Origin of the sequence: Rhodovulum sulfidophilum DSM 1374, from assembly GCF_001633165.1 — a bacterium.
Classification (GTDB): domain Bacteria; phylum Pseudomonadota; class Alphaproteobacteria; order Rhodobacterales; family Rhodobacteraceae; genus Rhodovulum; species Rhodovulum sulfidophilum.
In genome coordinates this window covers 3087857-3106175 of the sequence record NZ_CP015418.1, presented here as the reverse complement: position 1 = coordinate 3106175, position 18319 = coordinate 3087857, and the positions used below count along the sequence as shown (strand labels likewise).

Sequence of the window (18319 nt, the reverse complement as noted above, 5' to 3'; positions counted from 1 at the left end):
GATAACCACTCGGAGTCATCACACGCCTATCGTTGCGCTTGACACCTCACAGGGTCCCCTTTCTCATGGATGCGAACAAGGCGGTGCTTGAGCTGGGGCGACTCTTTCACCTCTTTACTACATGAAACGAAGTAGCTTTTAGTGGGTTGGGTCAGAAGCGGACACAGAGCGTGGCTGCGCACTGATCTGGAGTCAATTTGAAATTCCTCCCAATGAAACAACAAAATCTCGGTGACTGAGGGTATTCCTAGATGCCAAGCCTGACGAACCAAATTCTGGATTCCCGCGCTACCTGGGAGGTTCGCATCGCTCCTGAACTATCCAAATTTAGCTCTGACGCGCTCTCACGCCTATCATATTTGTACCCTTCGGCGAGATTCGACGTCTCGGGAGAAGTCATCGTCGTCTGGAATATTGATTATAGCGAAGAAGTTCGCAGGGATATATTCTATGCCCTTTACAGATCTAAAATTGCATCTGAAGGCGCCGCGCTCCGATCCCTCCTTTACAATGCAGTGCTCGGCCAATGAGGGTCTGGCCGCTCCGATTTCGCAACATGCCGTCTGGTGGAGTTCTATTTGGGGACGACTCGGGTGGATATTTTTGCGCGGACGCCGAATTTTTGAGCCGCTACGTTCATGGATCTCTAACAAGTTCAGACTTTGATTTTTTGTACCGAAATGGGCAGGCCTTCGAAAATTTAAACGATCTTTCCTTTGTTGGATTTGCGGCCCGTTGGGCGCGTCGAATCAATTTACCCAAGCCCCTAGGTTTTGTGATTCTTGCGCCCACACTTAGGTGTGATATGTCATGCTCCTATTGTCAAGTTTCGCGGGCGCCGGAGACGGCTTCGGCATTCGATTGGTCAGAGCAAGATACCATCAATGCACTGAGCTGGATAGATCGCACGGCAGGCGATAATATTAAAGTCGAATTCCAGGGCGGGGAATGCCTTCTGCGGCTGGACATCCTAGAGCGTGTCCGTGATTTTTGCAGATCTCGGTTCCACATTTCTGAGTTCGTTGTTTGCACCAACCTACAAAACGTCTCCGAGGCAGCTTGGTCTTTTCTTGCACCCGAAGATACTTTTATTAGCACATCATTTGATGGAACGCCTGCCCACCATGAACTCACGCGAACACGCAACTCCAAGGAAACCGAAAGATTTCTTTCAAACCTTCGGCGCGCCACTACTTCTTTCGGGCCGGGAAAAGTTTCAGCGCTGCCGACATTAGATCCAGACGCGCTTCCATCTCCGGAAGACGTTATTCAAAGCTATACGCAGTATGGACTAAATTCCATATTCCTGAGGCGAATCAATCATCAAGGGTTTGCTCGGAAGCGCTTTAGGTTTAGTGAAGCGCCGGATCGTTGGCTTGAATATTATCGACGTTTTATCGCCGCTGTAGTCCGTCACAACTCCAAATCCGAGGTCCCATTCGAGGAATTTTATATTGCACATTTGATCCGGAGAATTCTGCGGGGGGAGGGGAACGGTCACGTCAATCTTAGAAACCCGAACTGGCTAGCCAAAGATTATGCGGTCATAGACTATGATGGTCGAATTTATCCATCCGACGAAGCGCGCATGATTACGCGTGTCGGGCAGATTGACCTCTCAATAGGGCACATTCATTCCGGGCTGGATGAAGTGAAGTTAAACCAGCTTCAAGCCAATGCCTCTAATTTTCAAGATCCAGATTGTCAGCATTGCGTGTTTCAGCCGTACTGCGGGCTAGATGTATTCGATGATCTGTCGCGATACGGGCGGATCGACGTTCCTAGACCGCAAACGGACCACTGCCGACTGCACCAGGGCCTGTTTGATATTGCCTTCGAGATGATTTACTCAAAAGATCAGAGCACTCGCGAAACTGTCAGGAAATGGCTCGGAGCTGCCAGCCTGCCATCAGATGTGGCACCAAGCCCGCTATGATACCACTTCGCTTATCTTGCTCGCCTATGCCTATAAGTGAGCCACTCGTCTTTCGTTTAAGAACTGACTCTACGAGTGCAGTTTTTTCGGAGAGCTCTCTGGATGCGTGGATCACAAAAGCCAACGGAGTTAACGCAGAGTTCGATCTGAATGGATTTGGGCTCTCAGTTAAAATTTCGAATATTGAAGAAGTTGACCGGGATGTCGTTCTGTTGCTTCCGGGAAAGAACGTAATTCATCGGTTAATTAGAGCAAAGTCACAGCACAATACTCTCCTGATAACGGAGCGCTGCGATCAAAAGTGCATTATGTGTTCCCAGCCCCCAAAGGACTCTCATGTTGACATGTTTGGCGTTTTCAAGGAGGCCCTTGATTTAGCACCTAGAAACACCATCATCGGCTTGTCCGGGGGGGAGCCCCTACTGTTCAAATCCGAGCTTTTTAATTTACTTGAGTACGCGCGTATATTTCGCCAAGACATCTCATTCCACATTCTCACCAATGGAAGGGCTTTTACGGATTTTGATTCTGAAAAAATAGAAAGTATTGGCGTTGATCGTGTCCTGTGGGGCGTGCCGATATACGCAGCTAGACCAGAAATCCACGACGCAATCGTCGGCGTCAGCGGTGCATTTGAACAGCTCACTCATAGTCTGGCGACATTAGCTCGGACCGGAGCGCGCATCGAAATTAGAACCGTCATCATGAATGGGAATATTGAGCACCTGGAAGATCTCGCATCGTTCATCGCGCGAAAATTGCCCTTCATTGATGTCTGGGCCATTATGCAAATGGAGAATATTGGGTACGGAAGGATGGTGTGGCGGCAAGAGTTTTTCGATAGCTCACTTAACTTCGATCCGATTGCGCGAGCGATTGACACTGTCGAAATCCGCGGGGTATCTGCAAACCTGTATAACTTCCCGATCTGCACTATCCCTACAAGCTACAGGGCTTATGCGGTAAATTCAATATCAGACTGGAAACAGAAATTTCTCTCCGAGTGTTCCGCTTGTGTGGCAAGATCTGATTGCTGCGGCCTATTCGAGTGGCACCCCAAAGACGGTGGGTATAATAGATTGGGATTACTATGAAGCGTTTCATTATATCAACGTTAACTGCTGCCGGATTTCTACCAGGTGCCGTTCAAGCGAGCTTACCGCCGACGGATGGGATCGCCTTGAAGCCCAGTAAGTCTTTACTGTCAAAATTCACTATTGAGCACCTCTATACGCTCGCAGGGCATCGCAGCCACTCAAGTCATAGATCGCATTCATCCCACAGATCTCACTCGAGTCACCGGTCATCGACCGGAGGTTATAGTTATTCGCCGCCAACCTATTCACCTCCGACCTATTCGCCGCCCCAACCAGCCGCTCCCTCTCCATCTTTTAACTCGACATCGCCAAGAAGCCCGAGCTCACCCAAAACCCTTCCGGGTAACTCTGGGAAATTTACGGAAATTGTTAGACTGGTGCAAACAGCATTGCTTGCCTACGGTTACTATGACGGTCCGATTGACGGCGTCATCGGGACGAAATCTCGATCTGCTCTTTTGGCCTTTCAGAAGGCATTTGGCCTCAGTCAAACCGGAAACATTACTCCGGAGACCCTCACCGCTCTTGGCATTGCGGCGCGTTAGGCTTTGCAGTTCTTTGGGGTTTTCGTGTGAGGTTTTGCGTCCGAGAGGGGTTTGAAGATTTTTGTGGACTCTCGGGCCTTGCAATACGTCGCGCGTTCTTTTGGGGCGTGGATATCGGGCAGTGAGGTGAATCTGCTAAGTTATATCTAACACTCGCTCCAACAAACTGCTGCGAGGTTTCCAGCACAGGTCGTTAACCCATCAGGTGTCCGCTTTGGGGAAAGCCCGTGAGATCTGGCCAGTGCCTCGAACGTCGGGTCCCCGCCCTCATCCTACCGCCAGCTATGCTCAGGCCAAACCACCTTGCCTTTGCGCGTTGCCGTCGCCCTATGATCGGTCTATCTTCTATTCATGCAGAAATCGCGTCAATTTCACGGCCTCACTACGGGTGTCACACTCGAGAAACAGGCGCGATCCATCCTCAAGCAGACTCAGGCAATGACGAAAGCCGATACGCATAAATTTGGTATACGTCACGCGGAACATTCTGGCGTCGAACCAATGCTCTTGGCGCTGTCTATGGAGTTTGCGCTGAAGGCTTGGTTTGTTTGGGATCACAACAGCCTCAAGACCAAAAGAACCCATGATCTCTTGAAGCTGTTCGAGATCCTTGACGACACCAGTAAGGAACGTCTCGATCGCGAATTCAGGAACAATGTGGCACCGCATCACCCAAATTTTTCCGTATTGGACTACGGAATTAGAGACGTGCTTTCCCAGCACGCTAAAGCTTTCGTTGAATGGCGATACATTCATGAAAAGCGAGAGCAGGGGGTGTCATTCGACTTCACCACCTTCCTGGCAACGTTGGAAATGGTGCTGGATGAATTCTCAACGCTGTACCGGGAAGAGGTGATCTGCCCGCGGCGTGAAGTCCCGCCTCGGCCTTAATAAGCTCCCAAGCTCGCGTTCCTCGCGCAGATGCGGCGAACGACCGCTATCCGGCCCAAGCGACCAGGGACGCTCGCTGCCGATGGCGGACGTTCACGCAGGGCACTACAGATGACCGCAGGCGGCCCAGAACAGACCGTCTTTCAGCTTCAGTCAATCTCGCCCTATTGATGAATCAACTCATCAAGGTGAGGGAGATCATCGACACGAAGCAGTATAACTCCGGTGCTCTGCGCCAAAACGGCGGCACTTGGGGTGAATCCTACAGTTGTAATTACTGCCGAAAGAGAAATCCCCAAGTGCTTTGCCCCGGAATATACCTCTTGAACAGCCCTATTCCCAACCTTTCCAGAGTATCGCTTGGCTTGTATCGCGATACTAGTTTCGCCCTTGGTGGCGATGAGATCAACCCCCTGGTCCCCAGAACCCTTTGTGACCTCAGTGTTCCAGCCAAATTTCTTTAGTGACGCAGCCAGCCATTCCTCAAACTCATATCCATCTTCTGGAAAGCTCTTCGCGTCAAATTCGGCAGGGGCGTACCGGCTGTCCAACTGTTGGATCGAATTCATTACAATGCTAGCAGCAACCCCATCAGGAAGAAGGTGCCATTCCTTGCTTATTGAGTTTAGAAAGCGCTCAATCTCGGATTGACGATGGTCTTGAACAGTGGCGCCATACTCGTTAAGTATCAATGATCTTCTGATATTTTTGCTTAGCTGCACATAGTGCTTTCGCACGGCATCCATTATAGAAGACTCTATGCGATGGGTTTGGGCCGCAATTCTTAATCTCACTTTTTCCTTGTTCTCAAAAATCTTTTTTTGAAGCTCAGGGGAAGTGTTGTGAGGGCCTCTGTAGTAGTCTTTTCGATTTGGGGAGGCGCCATAATTTGACGCCCCCCCGTCACCCTCAGACTCGCGTTTTCGCTCTGCCACCTCGGCAAGTTTTTTTGCCAGCCTATCAGAAATAGTATGCTTCTCTGAGCCAACTCTGCGAACCAATATTTCCCCCAATTTCATAGTCGAAACGAATCACGCCGGGATAGTGTCAGGTCAGTTGAGGATGGCCTGCGAGGCTGTCACGGCAACGATGTTTGCGCAATGTTGATACGCCAAACAGCGTGTGTTTTAGTTGGAAGATGCATCATCTTTCCAGTCGAGGCTAGTACGAAGGCACAGCGCCAAAAGCACTACTTTGCTGACGGCTTGCCACCCCGTCGGGCAGTTCTGCTGCTTTAGACTAGATGCTAGTCGATGTTGCATGCGTTCACTGTATGCTACCGGCGCTCAGCTTTCAGGCGATGAGGCCCAAGTCACAGCTGCAGCGGAGGTTGGGAATGTCCGCTGTCCGACCTTGGCGACCTGAGTGCATGATGCAGCCGGGATGAACGGCCGCTTCCATGATCTGCGGGCAGCATGTCCTCGAAGCATCGAACGGCCGCTCCCCGCCCTTCATGTCCCACACAGCCGCCCGGTCAGCGCCACCAGTTGCCGCTCCTCCGCAGCCGAATGCACAAGCCCGTAGCTTGCGGCGATCCGCCTGAACCGCAGCACATACTGACAGCGGAAGCCCGGATCGGGCGGCAGCCAGTCGAGCGGCCCGCGCGCGCCTTTCGAGCGGTTCGCCGAGGCGCTGACGGGCAGCAGGTTGACGGGATCGCGGGCGAAGCGGGCGCGCTTCGCGGCGGGCCAGCTGGCGGCACCATGGGCCCATGCATAGCGCAGCGGCACGATATGATCGATGTCGAGATCGCCCGCCTCGGTGACCACCTGTCCTGTATAGGGCGCGAACCAGCGGCCGTGGCGCACCGAGCAGCCCGAGGGCGCGAGCCGCACCGGCACGGTGGAGAGAGCCGCCAGCAGCTCGGCGCGGGTATCGAGGCAGTTGCCGTCCGGATCGGTCCAGCCCGAGCCGAAGGCTGCGCGCTCATAGGGCAGGGCCGGTGCAATGCTCTGCGGCGCCTGCGCGACCGGCGCGCAGGTCAGGAGCGTCAGGCTCAGCAGGAGCAGGGACAGAAGACGGCGCATGGGGCAGACCTTTTACCGGGCGCCCCCAAGATCCGGTTAAACGCCGACCGGGCCGGGGGAACTCATACGAGCCCCACCCTGACCTCGCGATTGGCGATGATCAACTCCCGCGCGGCGGTCGCGCCGCTCTTCGAGACCGAGTAATTCAGCCGCACCTCCTCGATCACGAAGGCACCGAACAGATCGCGGATCTCGGGCCGGTCGTTGATCGACAGCAGGAAGGCGCCCTCGATCCGGCCCAGGCGCTCGGCCAGCTCGGCGAACTGGTCGCGGTCGAAGAGCCCCTTGCCGTAATCGTCCTCGCCGCCCCAATAGGGCGGATCGAGATAGAACAGCGCCTGCGGGCCATCATAGCGGGCCAGCACGTCCTGCCAGGGCAGGTTCTCGAAGACCACGCCGTCGAGCCGGGTATGAGCGGCGTCGAGCAGCGGGCCGATCTTGGCCAGGCTGAACAGAGGCCCACTGTTCGGCGATATGCCGAAAACCCCGCGGAGCTGCCCGCCGAAGGCCAGCCGCTGCAGATAGAGGAAGCGCGCGGCACGTTCCAGATCGGTCAGCGTGGCCGGATCGCAGGCGCGGAGCCGCTCGAACTCGCGGCGCGAGGTGATCTGGAAGCGCATCACCTCCATCAGCTGGGGATAATGGCGCTGCAACACGCGGAAGAGATTGGTGATCTCGCCGTTCAGGTCGTTCGCCACCTCCAGACGCGGGCGCCAGCTTCGGCGCAGGAAGACCCCGCCCATGCCGAGGAAGGGCTCGACATAGGTGCGGTGCGGGATCGCCTCGATCCGCTCGATGATCCGCCGGTTGAGGGCCTTCTTGCCGCCCATCCACGGGGCGACGGGGGTTGCGGGGACGGTTTTTCGCATTTCGTTCATGTCAGGAACCTGTTCTAGGTCCGCCCGCTCTCGCGAGAGCCGGGCGACAGATTCCCTCTCGGGTGTCGGCGCAGCATCTGTTGACGCAGGCTGCGTGGTGAGGCGGTGCTACAACACCGCCTTGCCCCCGCCCGTAAGCGGGGGGAATTCAGTTGCGTGAGAGAAGGAAAGGGTGGCACCCCCAAGCGGGCACGCGAGAACGGGGCGACCCCCGCGGGCGTTGGGCCTGCGAGGGTCTAATTTAGTTTCAGTTCTTTGATAAGTTTAGTGGGCCCTTGCCTGGCCAGTTCCGTTGTTATAGCGGATACCCTAACCAAAGGTTGTCTGTATTATAGATAACTCGCCTTATGGTTGTATTTCTCATGATCGCCTTCCCCTGACCGCTTCGCCGATCCGCCGCCCGATCTCGCCGGGCGAGGGGGCGATCCATCCGATCAGGGCGACCAGCACGATCCAGGGCGGAATGACATTGACGATGACGGTCTCGACGCGGTCGGCGCGGAGGCGGTTCTCGGATTGCTCCTGGCGGATCTCGCGGGCGCGGGGCCGAAGGATGGAAGGCGCGTTTTCGACCTTCTGGCCCTGGACGTTTTCGGCCCCGGCCTGGACGTTGGCGGCGACGTTTGGCCCGAGCGGCACGGGCAGCCCGCCGCATCCGGCCAGCAGCAGCGCCGCGAGGAGCGCCCTCATGCGCCGTCCCAGCGAAACGGCACGTCGGCCGGAACGCCGTCGAGCCCCTCATGACAGAGCTGCCGGGCCTTGTTGCGGCGGATCAGGAGGCCGCGAATGCCCTTGCCGCCCGCGAAGCGCCAGCGCGGAAGCTCGTCGCAGGCGCCGCGCAGATCGCCCGCATTGAGCTTGCGGATCAGGGTCGAGCGCGCAGCCGCGCCGAGCCCGACATTATAGGCCCAGTCCAAAATGCCCACATAGCTCCGGGCCGGGATCAGGTCCTCGACGGGATCCGCGATCAGCCGGTCGAGCCCGGCCTCGAACTCCGCGAGCCTCCCGGCGAACATCGCCCGGCACTCGGCGGGCGTGTAGCTGTCGCCGAGCGCGACGCCCCGGGTCTCGCCGAAGCAGACGGTCGGCATGCCGACGATGTCGAGATAGGCCTCTGTCTTCAGGCCCTCATTGCCACCGACGAAGCTGAGCGCGAGGGCGGTGGCGGCGGCGCCGCGTTTCAGGATCCTGCGCATCGGTTCACTCCATCCTCTGGGCGATCAGCCGGGCGGCGAAGGCGGCCGCGGTCACCAGCGCCGACAGCCCGGCAAAGAGGCCGCGCGGGATGCCCAGCAGATCGGGCGAGGCGAGCGAGAGCCCGGCCTCACAGCCCGAGAGCAGGCCCGCGATCAGGATGAGACGGATCGACCAGGCGCGCCGGATCAGCGCGCGCCAGTGGGGCACGAGGTGCATTTGGGGCTCCTTTCGGGGGAATAGCTCAGCGCGGGACGCGCTGCAGGACGGTCTTGATGTCGGCGCGAAGCTCGCGCAGCAGCGCGTTGGTCTCCTCGCGGTCGCGCTGGCGGGCGGCGAGATCTTCGGCGCGCTGCCGCTGCCAGCGGGCCTCGAGGGCGCGGATCTCCTCGGCGAGCCGGGCGGTCTCGCGGTCGAGCGCGGCGGTATTGGTCCGCGCCCGGGCCTCGAGCCGTACCGACCAGACGGCCAGCCCGAGCAGCGAGAGCATCACCGCCCACCAGTCCCGGATCTGCGTGGTCAGTTCCTGCATGGGGCCTCCGGCGGATGGGCGCGCGCGGTGTTGGTGACGGTCATGGCGGGCCTCGTCATGGGAGGGCAGATCAGCCGGTGAGGTGTTCGCGGCGCCTGAACAGGCGGACGCGGCCGGTGCGGAAGACCTCGTTGATGCGTCCGCCCTCGGCCCAGCGGACCCGGACGGCACTCAGCGCCGAGGCCTCGGGGGCGCCGGTCGGGACGGCAAGATCCTCCATCCCGGCCTTCAGCGGCGCGTCCCAGATGCAGCCATGGACCAGCCGGGGCTGGCGCGGCATGGGCAGCCGCAGCATGCCGGAACAGACGTCATCCCTGCGGAAGCCCGCCCCGGGGAAGGACGTGAAGGGCGACCAGGTGCCGGTGACCTCGGGCCGCACCGAGATCTGCAGTGTGGAGGTGGTCTTGTTGGTGGCGACGGCCTCGAAGACCAGCGCATATTCGTATCCGTCCTCGAACTCGGGCGTCTCCACGTTCTGGATGCTGCCTGCCTTGTCGTAGCTCCAGATCAGGCCGGTGGCGCCGTCGCCGGGCCGGACCATGTCGAAAGGGTGCCAGCCCGGGATCACAGCGTCGGGGGCGTGGGCCAGGATCGCGGCGCGCAGGATCGCCCCGGTCACCGCGCCGTAGATGTCGGAAAACGCATCCTTCGCCTGGGCCTCGGTCAGCTGGTTCACCCCGGCCGGAACGAAGCTGCCGGAGGCGAAGGAGCCCAGCGTGATCCAGCCATTGTTCGGGACATTGCGCATCTTCAGGGCGCGGGCGTCGGTATCGACCCAGAGCATGCCGGCCGCCGTCTCGGCGGGCGGGGTGGCCCCGGCATTGCCGCTCTGGATCGCGGAAAGCACGCCCTGCAGCATGGCGAAGGCCTGGGCCTTGGTATGGCCGGTGTCGAGCAGATAGGTGGCTTGGGTCATGTCATCCTCATGCGGCCTGGAGGGCGGTCACGGTCAGGCCCGTGATGCCGATGGTGTAATCGGGGCTCTCGACGCCCAGGACCGCGCGGAAGCGGAAGGCCCGGCCCGAGTAGTCGGCGGCATCGAAGCTCTGCCAGGGCCCCCAGCGGGCGGCGTCGGGGGCGTCATCGGTAACCGAGACCTGCAGATCGACATCGCCATAGGCATCCGTCGAGCCGAGCCAGAGCCGCGCATCGGGCGGCGTCCACATCGCCGTGCCGGAGGGCTGCCAGAACAGGTCCCGGGCCTCCGAGATCAGCAGCTCGATATCCGAGATCAGCCGCACCGGCTGGACCGCGCCCAGATCGATCCGGCCCGCGAAGGCATAGCGCGCGCGGGTCTCGCCCGGCGCCATCGCCAGCACGCCGCCTGCCGCGCTGCAGCCGGTGGCGGTTCCGGCAAAGCCCGGGGCCTCGGCCAGGGTGGCGACGGTGGTGGTCGGGATGATCGAGGCGGCGCGGACCGCGATCCCCGAGACCGGGCCGGGCGTGCCCATCGCATCATAGGGGCGGGCCAGATAGGTGCCGGATTTGAGCGGCAGGGTCGCCTCGGTGACGCCGCCCGAGACCGATTTGCCGATGCCGGTCGAGCTCTGCCAGCTGGCGCCCGCCTGCGCTCCCGCGTGGCGGAACTCGATCCGGCCGCCCTGGCGCACGTCGAGCGAGGGATGCCGGTCCCAGCGCAGCATCGCCACCGCGCCGCCCGAGGCCTGGACCGAAAGCCCGGTGATGGCGCCCGGCGGGGCGTTCTCCCCCTGCACGGCGGCGGCGCCCGCCCAGGCCCAGTCCGACCAGATGCCGCGCGCGTTCCGCCCGCGCACGCCGAAGGCATAGGTGCCGGGCGCGACATCGTTGATCATGTCCTCGGGCGTATCGGTGAGCCCGCGCAGCGTGGGCTCGGGGGCCGAGACCGGGCGCCAGGCGAACTGCCAGGTGTCGACGAAGGGATTGTCGGTGGTGGCCGAGAGGCGCACCCGGGTCTTGACCCCGCCGCCGCCGCGCGTCTCGTACAATTCCTCGGTCATGGTCGGCGCCGAGACCACCGGTTTTGCGGTCGGCGAGGGCAGGGTGGGCACACCGCCCGCAGGCTTGGGCATCTCCTCCGAGGTCCGCCAGTCGAAGATCGCGGGGCCGGTCTCGATGCAGCTCAGCGTGACGCGGACCCCGTCCTCGCCGATATGGACGGTGCGGCCGGTGACCTCGAAGGTCTTGGCCGTCCAGCCCCGGCGCGGCAGCGAGACCCGGATATTGTCGCCGAGCCGGACGGGCCAGGCGGCAAGCGAACAGGGCAGCGTGACCTGCTTCTGGCGGCGGCCCTTCAGCAGTGCCAGCTTCATCAGCCGCTGGCCGCGGGCAAAGCCGGTCTCGCCGGGCAGCTCGCCCATGTCGAGCACCAGCGGCTCGCCGTTGTCGGCCGCGATATAGGTGGTGCTGTCCAGCACCGGCAGGTCGGTCACGACATGCTCGTTTTCCGGATCGGCATATTGCGCCTTCACGGTGTTGAACTGCTCCTCGAAGGGCTTGCGCGCGGTGACCTGGATGCCGCCCGTCAGCATGTCCTCGGTGACGGTGAAGGCGGGTTCCTCCCAGGCCGCGCCCCCGACCGTCAGGCGGCCGCGCTCGCAGGTCCACCAGCCGCCCCAGGACGAGGACAGATCGTTCAGGTTCGCGGCCGCGGTGGCCTCGGTCTCGAGCACGCCGTTGAAGGCATAGCGGTCCTCGGTCCTGCCCGAGGCCAGCGGCACCTGTTCCTCGGCGAGGTTGGCCAGGGCGAGGATCGTGTCCTCGTCGAGATCCCCGGGGCGCCAGCCCGGCCCGCCGCGGAGCTGCGGCGTCAGCATGTAATCGCGCAGGCAGAGCGCGGGGTTGTGGCCCTCGCGCGCCCGCTTCATCAGCACGTCGAGACACATGCCCTCGACCATCAGCCGCCCGTGCTGCAGCTCACGGGAAAAATACTTGCGCAGCGTCTTCTCATCGCAGCCGAGCTCGATCGCGATCATCTCATGGGACCAGCCCGCCGCCCGACGCGCGGCCACAAAGTCCTGATTTGCCTTGTCTTTCCGGAAGCAGGGCCGCCCCCGCCGGTCGCGGAGCGGCTCGACCGGGTTGCCGAATAGATCCACGGCCCCGGGCTCGGGGGAAAAATCGTCTGTCATCGGGAAAAAAATCTCCGACTGGGAGAGGCGCCGGTCTTCAACTTCGGAACTTCCGGAGTTTTGACCCACCCCCCTCGGGGGCTGTCGGGCTCAGTCGCCCGCCGCCCGTTCCGCGCGTTGCTTCGCGCCGTCATGCCAGGCTTTTGACACGGCCTGCAGGTTGTCTTCGTCCCAGAACAGCGCCGGATCGCCCCGGTGCGGACGGATATGGTCGATCACCGCGCTGTCGGGCGCGGGCGCGCGGCCCAGGAGCGGCACGCCGGTCTGCTCGCAGACATGGCCCGCCCGCGCGAGGATCTTGCGCCGGAGCTTGCGCCACCGCGCCGTGCGATACCACGCCCGCCACGGCTTCACCCGCTCCCGCGCGCGATCCTGCGCCCGCGCATCGCCCTGGGCCGGTCCGATCCGCGGGGCAGGGGAGGCCAGTCGCGGCGGCATCGCCGTCAGTCTTGGGGGCATCGGCACCTCCCGTAAACGCAAAGCGCCCGGGGCGGGGTCTCCGCTCCGGGCGCAAATTGGGTGACGGCACTATGTCAACGGGGGCAGAGGTTCGTCAAGAAAATTGTTTCTAGGGGCGGGCGCAGATCTGATATGGATATATTGCGCAGATTGCGCGGATCGGATGCCTCGCTGCGCATTCTCACGGGCAACTAGGAGCGCCCGGTATGCGAAAACGCGATTCTTACAGAGCGCGCAAGAGCGCCCTTAAGAACAAAACTCGGCCGGTGAGTTCCGAAGCGGGGGCTTCGGTTGCTCGGATCGATGCTCTGACGCGAAACGCGCGCCATACTTGGTTTGTCCTTCTCGGCCTTCTCGTCTTTGTCGGCATCACGCTGATGAGCGTGGAGCATATAGACTTCTATGGCATCGACCGGACCACCAAGCTTCCACTGGTCGATGTCCAGGTCCCCACCCGGTACTTCTTTGTTGCGGCTCCGATCCTGACAGCGGCTTTCTACATCTACTTTCACCTGCATCTCATCAGGCTATGGGATGCCTTGGGGGCGGCAGATAACAGGATCGGAGACCAACCTCTCGTCGATGCCGTCATGCCTTGGCTGGTTACCGATGCGGCGCTGCATCTTCGAAACAGATGGCGGGCTGATGAATGCTGTACGCCGCGTGCGCTGGACAGACCGGCGACCGTCCTGAACCTGGCGTTGACATGGGGCTTCGGTCTGATCGTGCTGGGCTTTCTCTGGTGGATGTCCATGCCTGCTCGCACGTTCTGGCTGACGGCAATTGCCTGTATGGCTCTGTTGGCTGCGGCTGGGGCTGGGTTGTCGAGCCTGAAGTGCCTTTTCGAGAAAATGAGTGCAGAAGAGCATGCTTGGCACAGATGGTTATTTGCGCCACGCACGCTGATCGGCGTCGGCCTCATCGCCTTTTTCGCTAGTTTTCTGCGTACGGGGTGGTTGGTTGACGGGTGGGCGCCGCTAATCCGGCTGCTCGCCCCGATAGATATGACTGGCCTTGCGATCGTGGAGAAGCCTCCCGGATGGCTCCCTAGAGACATCGCAAAAGCTGATTTCTTCGCGGATTGGTGTCAGCGCGAAGGTACTGATTGCCTTCGGAGCGGGCTTTCGAAAAATCACCGAGACCTGTTTGAGAGAGAGTTTCGACGACGCAGAGAGGCCGCGCTTTCGGATCTACGCAAACCTCAATGGCACCAGCCCGGCCAACAGAAACCGGATTTCAGAGGAGCGCAGTTGGCTGGCACGTTCTTGGCGGGAGCGGAGCTCAGATGGACACATATGGAGGAGGCGGACCTCAGATGGGCCCAGATGGAAGGGGCGGATCTCAGATGGTCGCAGATGGAGGGGGTGAACCTCAGATGGTCGCAGCTGGAGAGGGCGGACCTCAGCGGAGCGCGGATGGAGGGGGCGAACCTCAGGGGAGCGCAGCTGGAGAGGGCGGACCTCAGCGGAACGCGGATGGAGGGGGCGAACCTCCGCGGGGCGCGGATGGAGGGGGCGAACCTCCGCGGGGCGCAGATGGAGGGGGCGAACTTCCGCAGGGCGCAGATGGAGGGGGCGAACTTCTTCGAGGCGCAGATGGAGGGAGCGGACCTCGGCGGGGCGCAGATGGAGGGGGCGTACCTCCGCAGGGCACAGATGGAGGGGGCGGACCTCAGCGGGGCGCAGATGAAGGGGGCGAACCTCAGCGGGGCGCAGATGGAGGGGGCGAACCTCCGCAGGGCACAGATGGAGGGGGCGAACTTCTTCGAGGCGCAGATGAAGGGGGCGGACCTCTTTGGGGCGCAGATGGAGGGGGCGAACCTCTTTGGGGTGCAGATGGAAGGGGCGGACCTCAGTATGAGTTTCTCGACAGGTGTGCGGTTCGAACCCTTAATAATCCAGTCGGCGAACCTGAGAGCGGTCACAAATGATGGCGGCGCTCTCAGGTTCGCCGATTTCAGAAGCGTCACCTTCAATGAAAAGACTGATTTCAGAAACGTGTTTCTTGACGGAAGTGTGCAGATAACCGACGGCTTCCGAAAGCAAATGGGCGATCCATGCCAGTGGCACGCGGATGTGTTGAACGACGAAGAGTTTTTCGGTCGTTGGCGGGGGTGGGTCGAGGCTTCCGGAAAAGGTAAAACTTACTGGCCGTGGGTATCACCGGCGGGTTTGTCGGACGTTGCTGCGATCCCGCCTCCGGATGGTTGCACTTGGAAAACCGGCTCCATTTCCGACACATCTCAGTAACGCGTTGACGTTTGAGCTTCGTGCTTTCCGGAAGCGGGGCACCTCGTTAGAAGGGTAAGAACACTTGAGCCTCACCGCCACGGCGTCATGGGCGGCATGTCGCGGGTAATGCGGATCCGCGCGAGATCGGCGGCCGCGAGCGCCGCCTGCACCTCCAACAGGTAGCCCCACCAGTCCAGATAGGCCCGGCGCGCTGCCGCGATCCGGGCCGGGGACGGTTCCCAGACGCAGGGGGTGTAGCGGGCGCGGTCCTGGACGATCACGCCCTTGCGGTTGCAGCGGGGGATCGGCTGCCAGCCGTCCGGAAGCTCGGCGCTGTCGCAGGCCCGGCCATAGGCGCGGTGCTGGTTCTGCTGCCATTCGACCGGGCGAAGCCGCGGGCGGGCATCGGGCATCCAGTCAGGGGTACGGCCCGCGCGGGCGAGATCGGCGACGAGGGTCGCGGCGTACCAGGGCAGCACGTTCCGAACCACGGTTGCGATCAGCTCGGCATCGTCATGCGGGCGGGACCGGCCGCGGCTGGTATCGACGCGCGTGCCCAGCTGGGCGCGTTCGAGGGCCACGTATTCCATGCCGAAGGGGCGCCAGCCGGTGCCGCCGACCGCCTCGATCTCGTCATGGTCGAGCCGGGCGCATTCGGTGCCGAAGGCCCATTCCAGAGCCTCGCGAACCGGCATCGCCCGGCGGATGCGCGGTGCAGGCCGCACCGGGGAGCGGAGCGCGGCCGTCATGCCGAGGCCCCCGCGAGATCGGCGATGCTGCGGCAGTGGGCGAGGCGCGCCTCGCGGTCCCGCAGCCAGGCGGCCTCGGCCGGGGAGAGCTGCCCGGGACCGGCGCCCGCCAGATGCGCGTGGCGGCGCAGCGCCTCGCCCGCCGCCTGGCGGATCTGCCCCAGCGCATAGCTGCGCGGCCAGCGGCGGTTGTGGCGCAGATCGTCCAGGAGTTCCGGCGCCCAGCCCTCGGCCAGCGCCTGCCGCCCCACCGCATGGGCGAAGACCGCCCGGATCAGCGGCGAGGCATCGTCGGCGGGCGGCTGGATCTGCGCCGCCGCCTTCAGGATCGCATTGGCGATCGGGAAGCGGTCGCGGTCCTTGCCGCCGGGCTGGGCCGCCGCCATCTCCTCGAGCGCGGCCAGGTTCGGCGCGCTCATATAGGCCAGCCGCTTGGCCAGATCCGCCAGCATCTCCTCGAACTGCGCCTTGGTCATCGCCCCGGGCTTCACCAGCCCCCGCCGCAGCAGGGGCTCGACCAGCAGATCCCGCACCCGCTTCTCGCCCTCGGCCTGTTCCCTCGCATCCATCTCGGCTCCCTTCTTCTCAGCCTCGCCCCGCCTGCCTGCCGCGCGCCCCCGTCCGGGGCGGCGCGACCGGGGTGTCTCTTCTCGTCTCTTCTCGTTTCCTCTCCTTTCAGCGGTGACGGAAACGGCGCAAAAAAAGGGGACGGCCCGGCGGAAACACGGAATGTTCCGTGACTTTCCCGGTCGGTTCCGTGATTTTCCGTGATTGTTCCGGAATATTCTGTGACGGTAACGGAATGTCACGGATCGACCCTGGCCGGTTCATCGGGCCATCTCCGCGCTGAACTCGTCGAGCGCCCGGCGGATGAAGCCCTCGCGGCGCTGGGTCTCGGGATAGCGCTCGGCCAGCCAGTCATCGAAGCGGTCGAGGAATTGCGGCGCGCGCAGAAGCTGCCCGGCCCCGATCCGCTTTTCGATCATCTCGCGCAGATCCTTGAGCCGCTTGTTGCGGCGGCGCTGTTCGGCCTCGGCGCGGTTGCGGCGGCTGCTGGCCAGCGCCTCGACCGCGACCTCGGTCACCACCGGATGCGCCAGCCGGATCTCGCCATTGTCGCAGCGCACCCGCGACCAGCCATGCAGCGGCGTCATCTCGCGCTCGCAAAGCTGGTGCCAGCGGTCGACCGTGATCCCCAGCGCCTTGGCCAGCAGCCGCTCGTCGGTCGGCAGCGTGCCCACCGGGGTCTCGTCATGGGCCTCGCAGATCAGCAGGAAGCCGTACCAGCCGACCTCGGGCTCGGCCAGCTGGCGGAACTCGCTCTTGCGCCAGCGCTTGAGGTTCCACTGCACGAAGAAATGGGAATCGAGCCGGTCCTCGCTGGAGATCGGGTAGTCCGGCAGCCCGCCGGTCTCGACCGGGGCCAGGTGGCGAGGCGCGGCCATCACGCGGGCACCCGGTCCGGGCGCGTCAGGTCCGTGCTATCCATGATGAAGCTCCTCCATCGGTTCCGGGCGCGCAGGCCCGTTCGGTGACGATTTGCGGGCCTGCCGGGCGCTCAGCGCCATCGCGGCGGCCAGAATGCGTTCCCGGGCGGCGCGGCCGCCCCGGGTCAGGGCATGGGAGAGATAATCGTCCGAGAACCCCAGCGCGCGGCTCGCCTTGCGCTGCGAGGCAAAGCGCAAGCCCCCGATCTCGAAGGGTTTCGGGGCGCGGCCGGGGCGGCGCTGCGGTCGGCCGATCCGGTCGGGATCGCCATCGGCCAGTGCCCGCCAGACCGCCTGCGGCGTCACCCCGAAGCGGGCGGCGGCGGCATGGGCGTCAGTGAAGACCTCGCCCCGGATCCGCACCGGCATCGGCGCGAGCCCCTTGCGGCCCGTGCCCACCCGGTCGAGCCGCCCCTTGCGCGCGGCCGAGCGGATCGCCTCGGGCGTCACCCCCAGCGCGCGGGCGGCGCTGGCCGCATCCGGATAGGTCGTGCCGCGGATCGTCAGATCGGTGTGAACCCGCGTGGCCATCACATCCCCAGGGCCTCGCGATAGAGCTGCAGCACCGCCTCTTCCTCGGCGATGTCATCGGCATGCCGCTTGCGCAGCGCGATGAGCCGACGCAGCGCCTTGGTGTCGTAGCCGCGGGCCTTGGCCTCGGCCATGACGGCCTTCTGCTGATCGCCGATGGCGGCCTTTTCCTCGGCCAGGGTCTCGAAGCGCTCGATGAAACCGCGCAACTCGTCGGCTACGACCCGGTAAGTCCGGTTGCGCACCGCCTCGTCCTCGGCGGTTTCCTTCATCGGCGGCCGCGGCGGGGCGGTGAAGGTATCGAGCGGGATCGGCCCGGTCGTCGCCCCGTTCGGGCCGGTGAGCGAAACGGTCGGGCCGTCTGCCAGCACTGCCAGGGAGGGCGGCAGGACATCGGCGGCCACTTCGCGGCGACCGACATGATCGGCAGCCGTGACGATGCCCTCGGCCTCCAGCGCCTCCATCAACCCCGCCGCCCGGCTGAACCCGATGCGCAACACGGCTTGCAGGTTCGACACCGACGCCTTGCGCGACTCGACGATGTGCTGCGCCGCCCGAACCGTCAGCGGGTCGACCGCCAGCTCTGCCGCGCCCGGATCTTTCAACATTTCTGCCCCGACGCTCATGCCGCATTCCCCCCAAAGGGGCCGGG

The 18319-nt window shown here is 62.7% G+C and carries 20 protein-coding genes and 1 pseudogene; 5 read left to right on the top strand and 16 right to left on the bottom strand.

Annotation, left to right across the window (positions count from 1 at the left end):
* The first annotated feature begins 526 nt into the window (after window positions 1-526).
* The 4 genes from hxsB (at window position 527) to A6W98_RS14560 (ending at window position 4469) form a co-directional block, all read left to right on the top strand.
* Window positions 527-1936, top strand: a complete 1410-nt coding sequence (hxsB, locus tag A6W98_RS20440) for a His-Xaa-Ser system radical SAM maturase HxsB (RefSeq protein WP_072071701.1) — start codon at window positions 527-529, stop codon at window positions 1934-1936.
* Window positions 1885-3030, top strand: coding sequence for a His-Xaa-Ser system radical SAM maturase HxsC (gene hxsC, locus A6W98_RS20435; RefSeq protein ID WP_319801174.1), 1146 nt, complete (start codon window positions 1885-1887; stop codon window positions 3028-3030). The genes hxsB and hxsC overlap by 52 nt, the downstream gene beginning before the upstream one ends.
* Window positions 3027-3578, top strand: coding sequence for a His-Xaa-Ser repeat protein HxsA (gene hxsA, locus A6W98_RS22370; RefSeq protein ID WP_072071699.1), 552 nt, complete (start codon window positions 3027-3029; stop codon window positions 3576-3578). The genes hxsC and hxsA overlap by 4 nt, the downstream gene beginning before the upstream one ends.
* 438 nt (window positions 3579-4016) lie before the next feature.
* Complete coding sequence (locus tag A6W98_RS14560) at window positions 4017-4469, top strand: hypothetical protein (protein ID WP_207759075.1); 453 nt, start codon at window positions 4017-4019, stop codon at window positions 4467-4469.
* Between the two features lie 164 nt (window positions 4470-4633).
* Here the strand turns inward: A6W98_RS14560 and A6W98_RS20425 are convergent, their stop codons facing one another.
* The 10 genes from A6W98_RS20425 to A6W98_RS14515 form a co-directional block, all read right to left on the bottom strand.
* Complete coding sequence (locus tag A6W98_RS20425) at window positions 4634-5488, bottom strand: restriction endonuclease (protein ID WP_081251947.1); 855 nt, start codon at window positions 5486-5488, stop codon at window positions 4634-4636.
* Between the two features lie 432 nt (window positions 5489-5920).
* Entirely contained in the window at window positions 5921-6496 is a 576-nt protein-coding gene (locus A6W98_RS14555) for an HNH endonuclease family protein (protein ID WP_081251946.1), read from the bottom strand.
* Window positions 6497-6558: 62 nt separating this feature from the next.
* Window positions 6559-7365 (bottom strand): DNA adenine methylase, encoded by an 807-nt coding sequence (locus tag A6W98_RS14550; protein ID WP_063490990.1) that lies wholly within the window; start codon window positions 7363-7365, stop codon window positions 6559-6561.
* Between the two features lie 369 nt (window positions 7366-7734).
* Window positions 7735-8064, bottom strand: a complete 330-nt coding sequence (locus tag A6W98_RS14545) for a bacteriophage spanin2 family protein (protein WP_042464309.1) — start codon at window positions 8062-8064, stop codon at window positions 7735-7737.
* The gene (locus tag A6W98_RS14540) at window positions 8061-8570 is read right to left on the bottom strand and encodes a lysozyme (protein ID WP_042464308.1); all 510 of its coding nucleotides are present in this window, start codon (window positions 8568-8570) and stop codon (window positions 8061-8063) included. Before A6W98_RS14540 ends, A6W98_RS14545 begins: the two co-directional genes overlap by 4 nt.
* Before the next feature lie 4 nt (window positions 8571-8574).
* Window positions 8575-8787: a DUF7940 domain-containing protein gene (locus A6W98_RS14535; protein ID WP_042464306.1), complete on the bottom strand. Its 213-nt coding sequence runs from the start codon at window positions 8785-8787 to the stop codon at window positions 8575-8577.
* Window positions 8788-8812: 25 nt separating this feature from the next.
* Window positions 8813-9100, bottom strand: coding sequence for a hypothetical protein (locus tag A6W98_RS14530; protein WP_042461673.1), 288 nt, complete (start codon window positions 9098-9100; stop codon window positions 8813-8815).
* A 70-nt stretch (window positions 9101-9170) separates the two neighbouring features.
* Window positions 9171-10016 (bottom strand): hypothetical protein, encoded by an 846-nt coding sequence (locus A6W98_RS14525; RefSeq protein ID WP_042464304.1) that lies wholly within the window; start codon window positions 10014-10016, stop codon window positions 9171-9173.
* A 7-nt stretch (window positions 10017-10023) separates the two neighbouring features.
* Window positions 10024-12210: a phage tail protein gene (locus A6W98_RS14520; RefSeq protein WP_063490935.1), complete on the bottom strand. Its 2187-nt coding sequence runs from the start codon at window positions 12208-12210 to the stop codon at window positions 10024-10026.
* 90 nt (window positions 12211-12300) lie between these two features.
* A complete protein-coding gene (locus tag A6W98_RS14515) occupies window positions 12301-12669 on the bottom strand; it encodes an HNH endonuclease signature motif containing protein (protein WP_042462583.1) in 369 nt (122 codons plus the stop codon).
* 206 nt (window positions 12670-12875) lie between these two features.
* On the opposite strand from A6W98_RS14515, the gene A6W98_RS14510 reads away from it, so the two are divergent.
* Window positions 12876-14918 carry a pentapeptide repeat-containing protein gene (locus A6W98_RS14510; protein WP_081251945.1) on the top strand — a complete coding sequence of 681 codons (2043 nt, stop codon included), beginning with the start codon at window positions 12876-12878 and terminating at the stop codon, window positions 14916-14918.
* Window positions 14919-14989: 71 nt separating this feature from the next.
* Here the strand turns inward: A6W98_RS14510 and A6W98_RS14505 are convergent, their stop codons facing one another.
* The 6 genes and pseudogenes from A6W98_RS14505 to A6W98_RS22225 form a co-directional block, all read right to left on the bottom strand.
* Window positions 14990-15649: a hypothetical protein gene (locus A6W98_RS14505; RefSeq protein WP_042462581.1), complete on the bottom strand. Its 660-nt coding sequence runs from the start codon at window positions 15647-15649 to the stop codon at window positions 14990-14992.
* Complete coding sequence (locus A6W98_RS14500) at window positions 15646-16218, bottom strand: hypothetical protein (RefSeq protein ID WP_042462578.1); 573 nt, start codon at window positions 16216-16218, stop codon at window positions 15646-15648. Before A6W98_RS14500 ends, A6W98_RS14505 begins: the two co-directional genes overlap by 4 nt.
* A gap of 258 nt (window positions 16219-16476) precedes the next feature.
* Window positions 16477-17094, bottom strand: a complete 618-nt coding sequence (locus A6W98_RS14495) for a hypothetical protein (RefSeq protein ID WP_042462576.1) — start codon at window positions 17092-17094, stop codon at window positions 16477-16479.
* 36 nt (window positions 17095-17130) lie between these two features.
* On the bottom strand, window positions 17131-17667 hold the full coding sequence (locus A6W98_RS14490) for a hypothetical protein (protein WP_063490934.1): 537 nt from the start codon (window positions 17665-17667) through the stop codon (window positions 17131-17133).
* Window positions 17667-17939: a DUF2312 domain-containing protein gene (locus A6W98_RS22230; RefSeq protein ID WP_042465182.1), complete on the bottom strand. Its 273-nt coding sequence runs from the start codon at window positions 17937-17939 to the stop codon at window positions 17667-17669. Before A6W98_RS22230 ends, A6W98_RS14490 begins: the two co-directional genes overlap by 1 nt.
* 138 nt (window positions 17940-18077) lie before the next feature.
* A pseudogene (locus A6W98_RS22225) lies at window positions 18078-18275 on the bottom strand (DNA translocase FtsK); the annotation flags it as partial.
* Window positions 18276-18319: the final 44 nt, after the last annotated feature.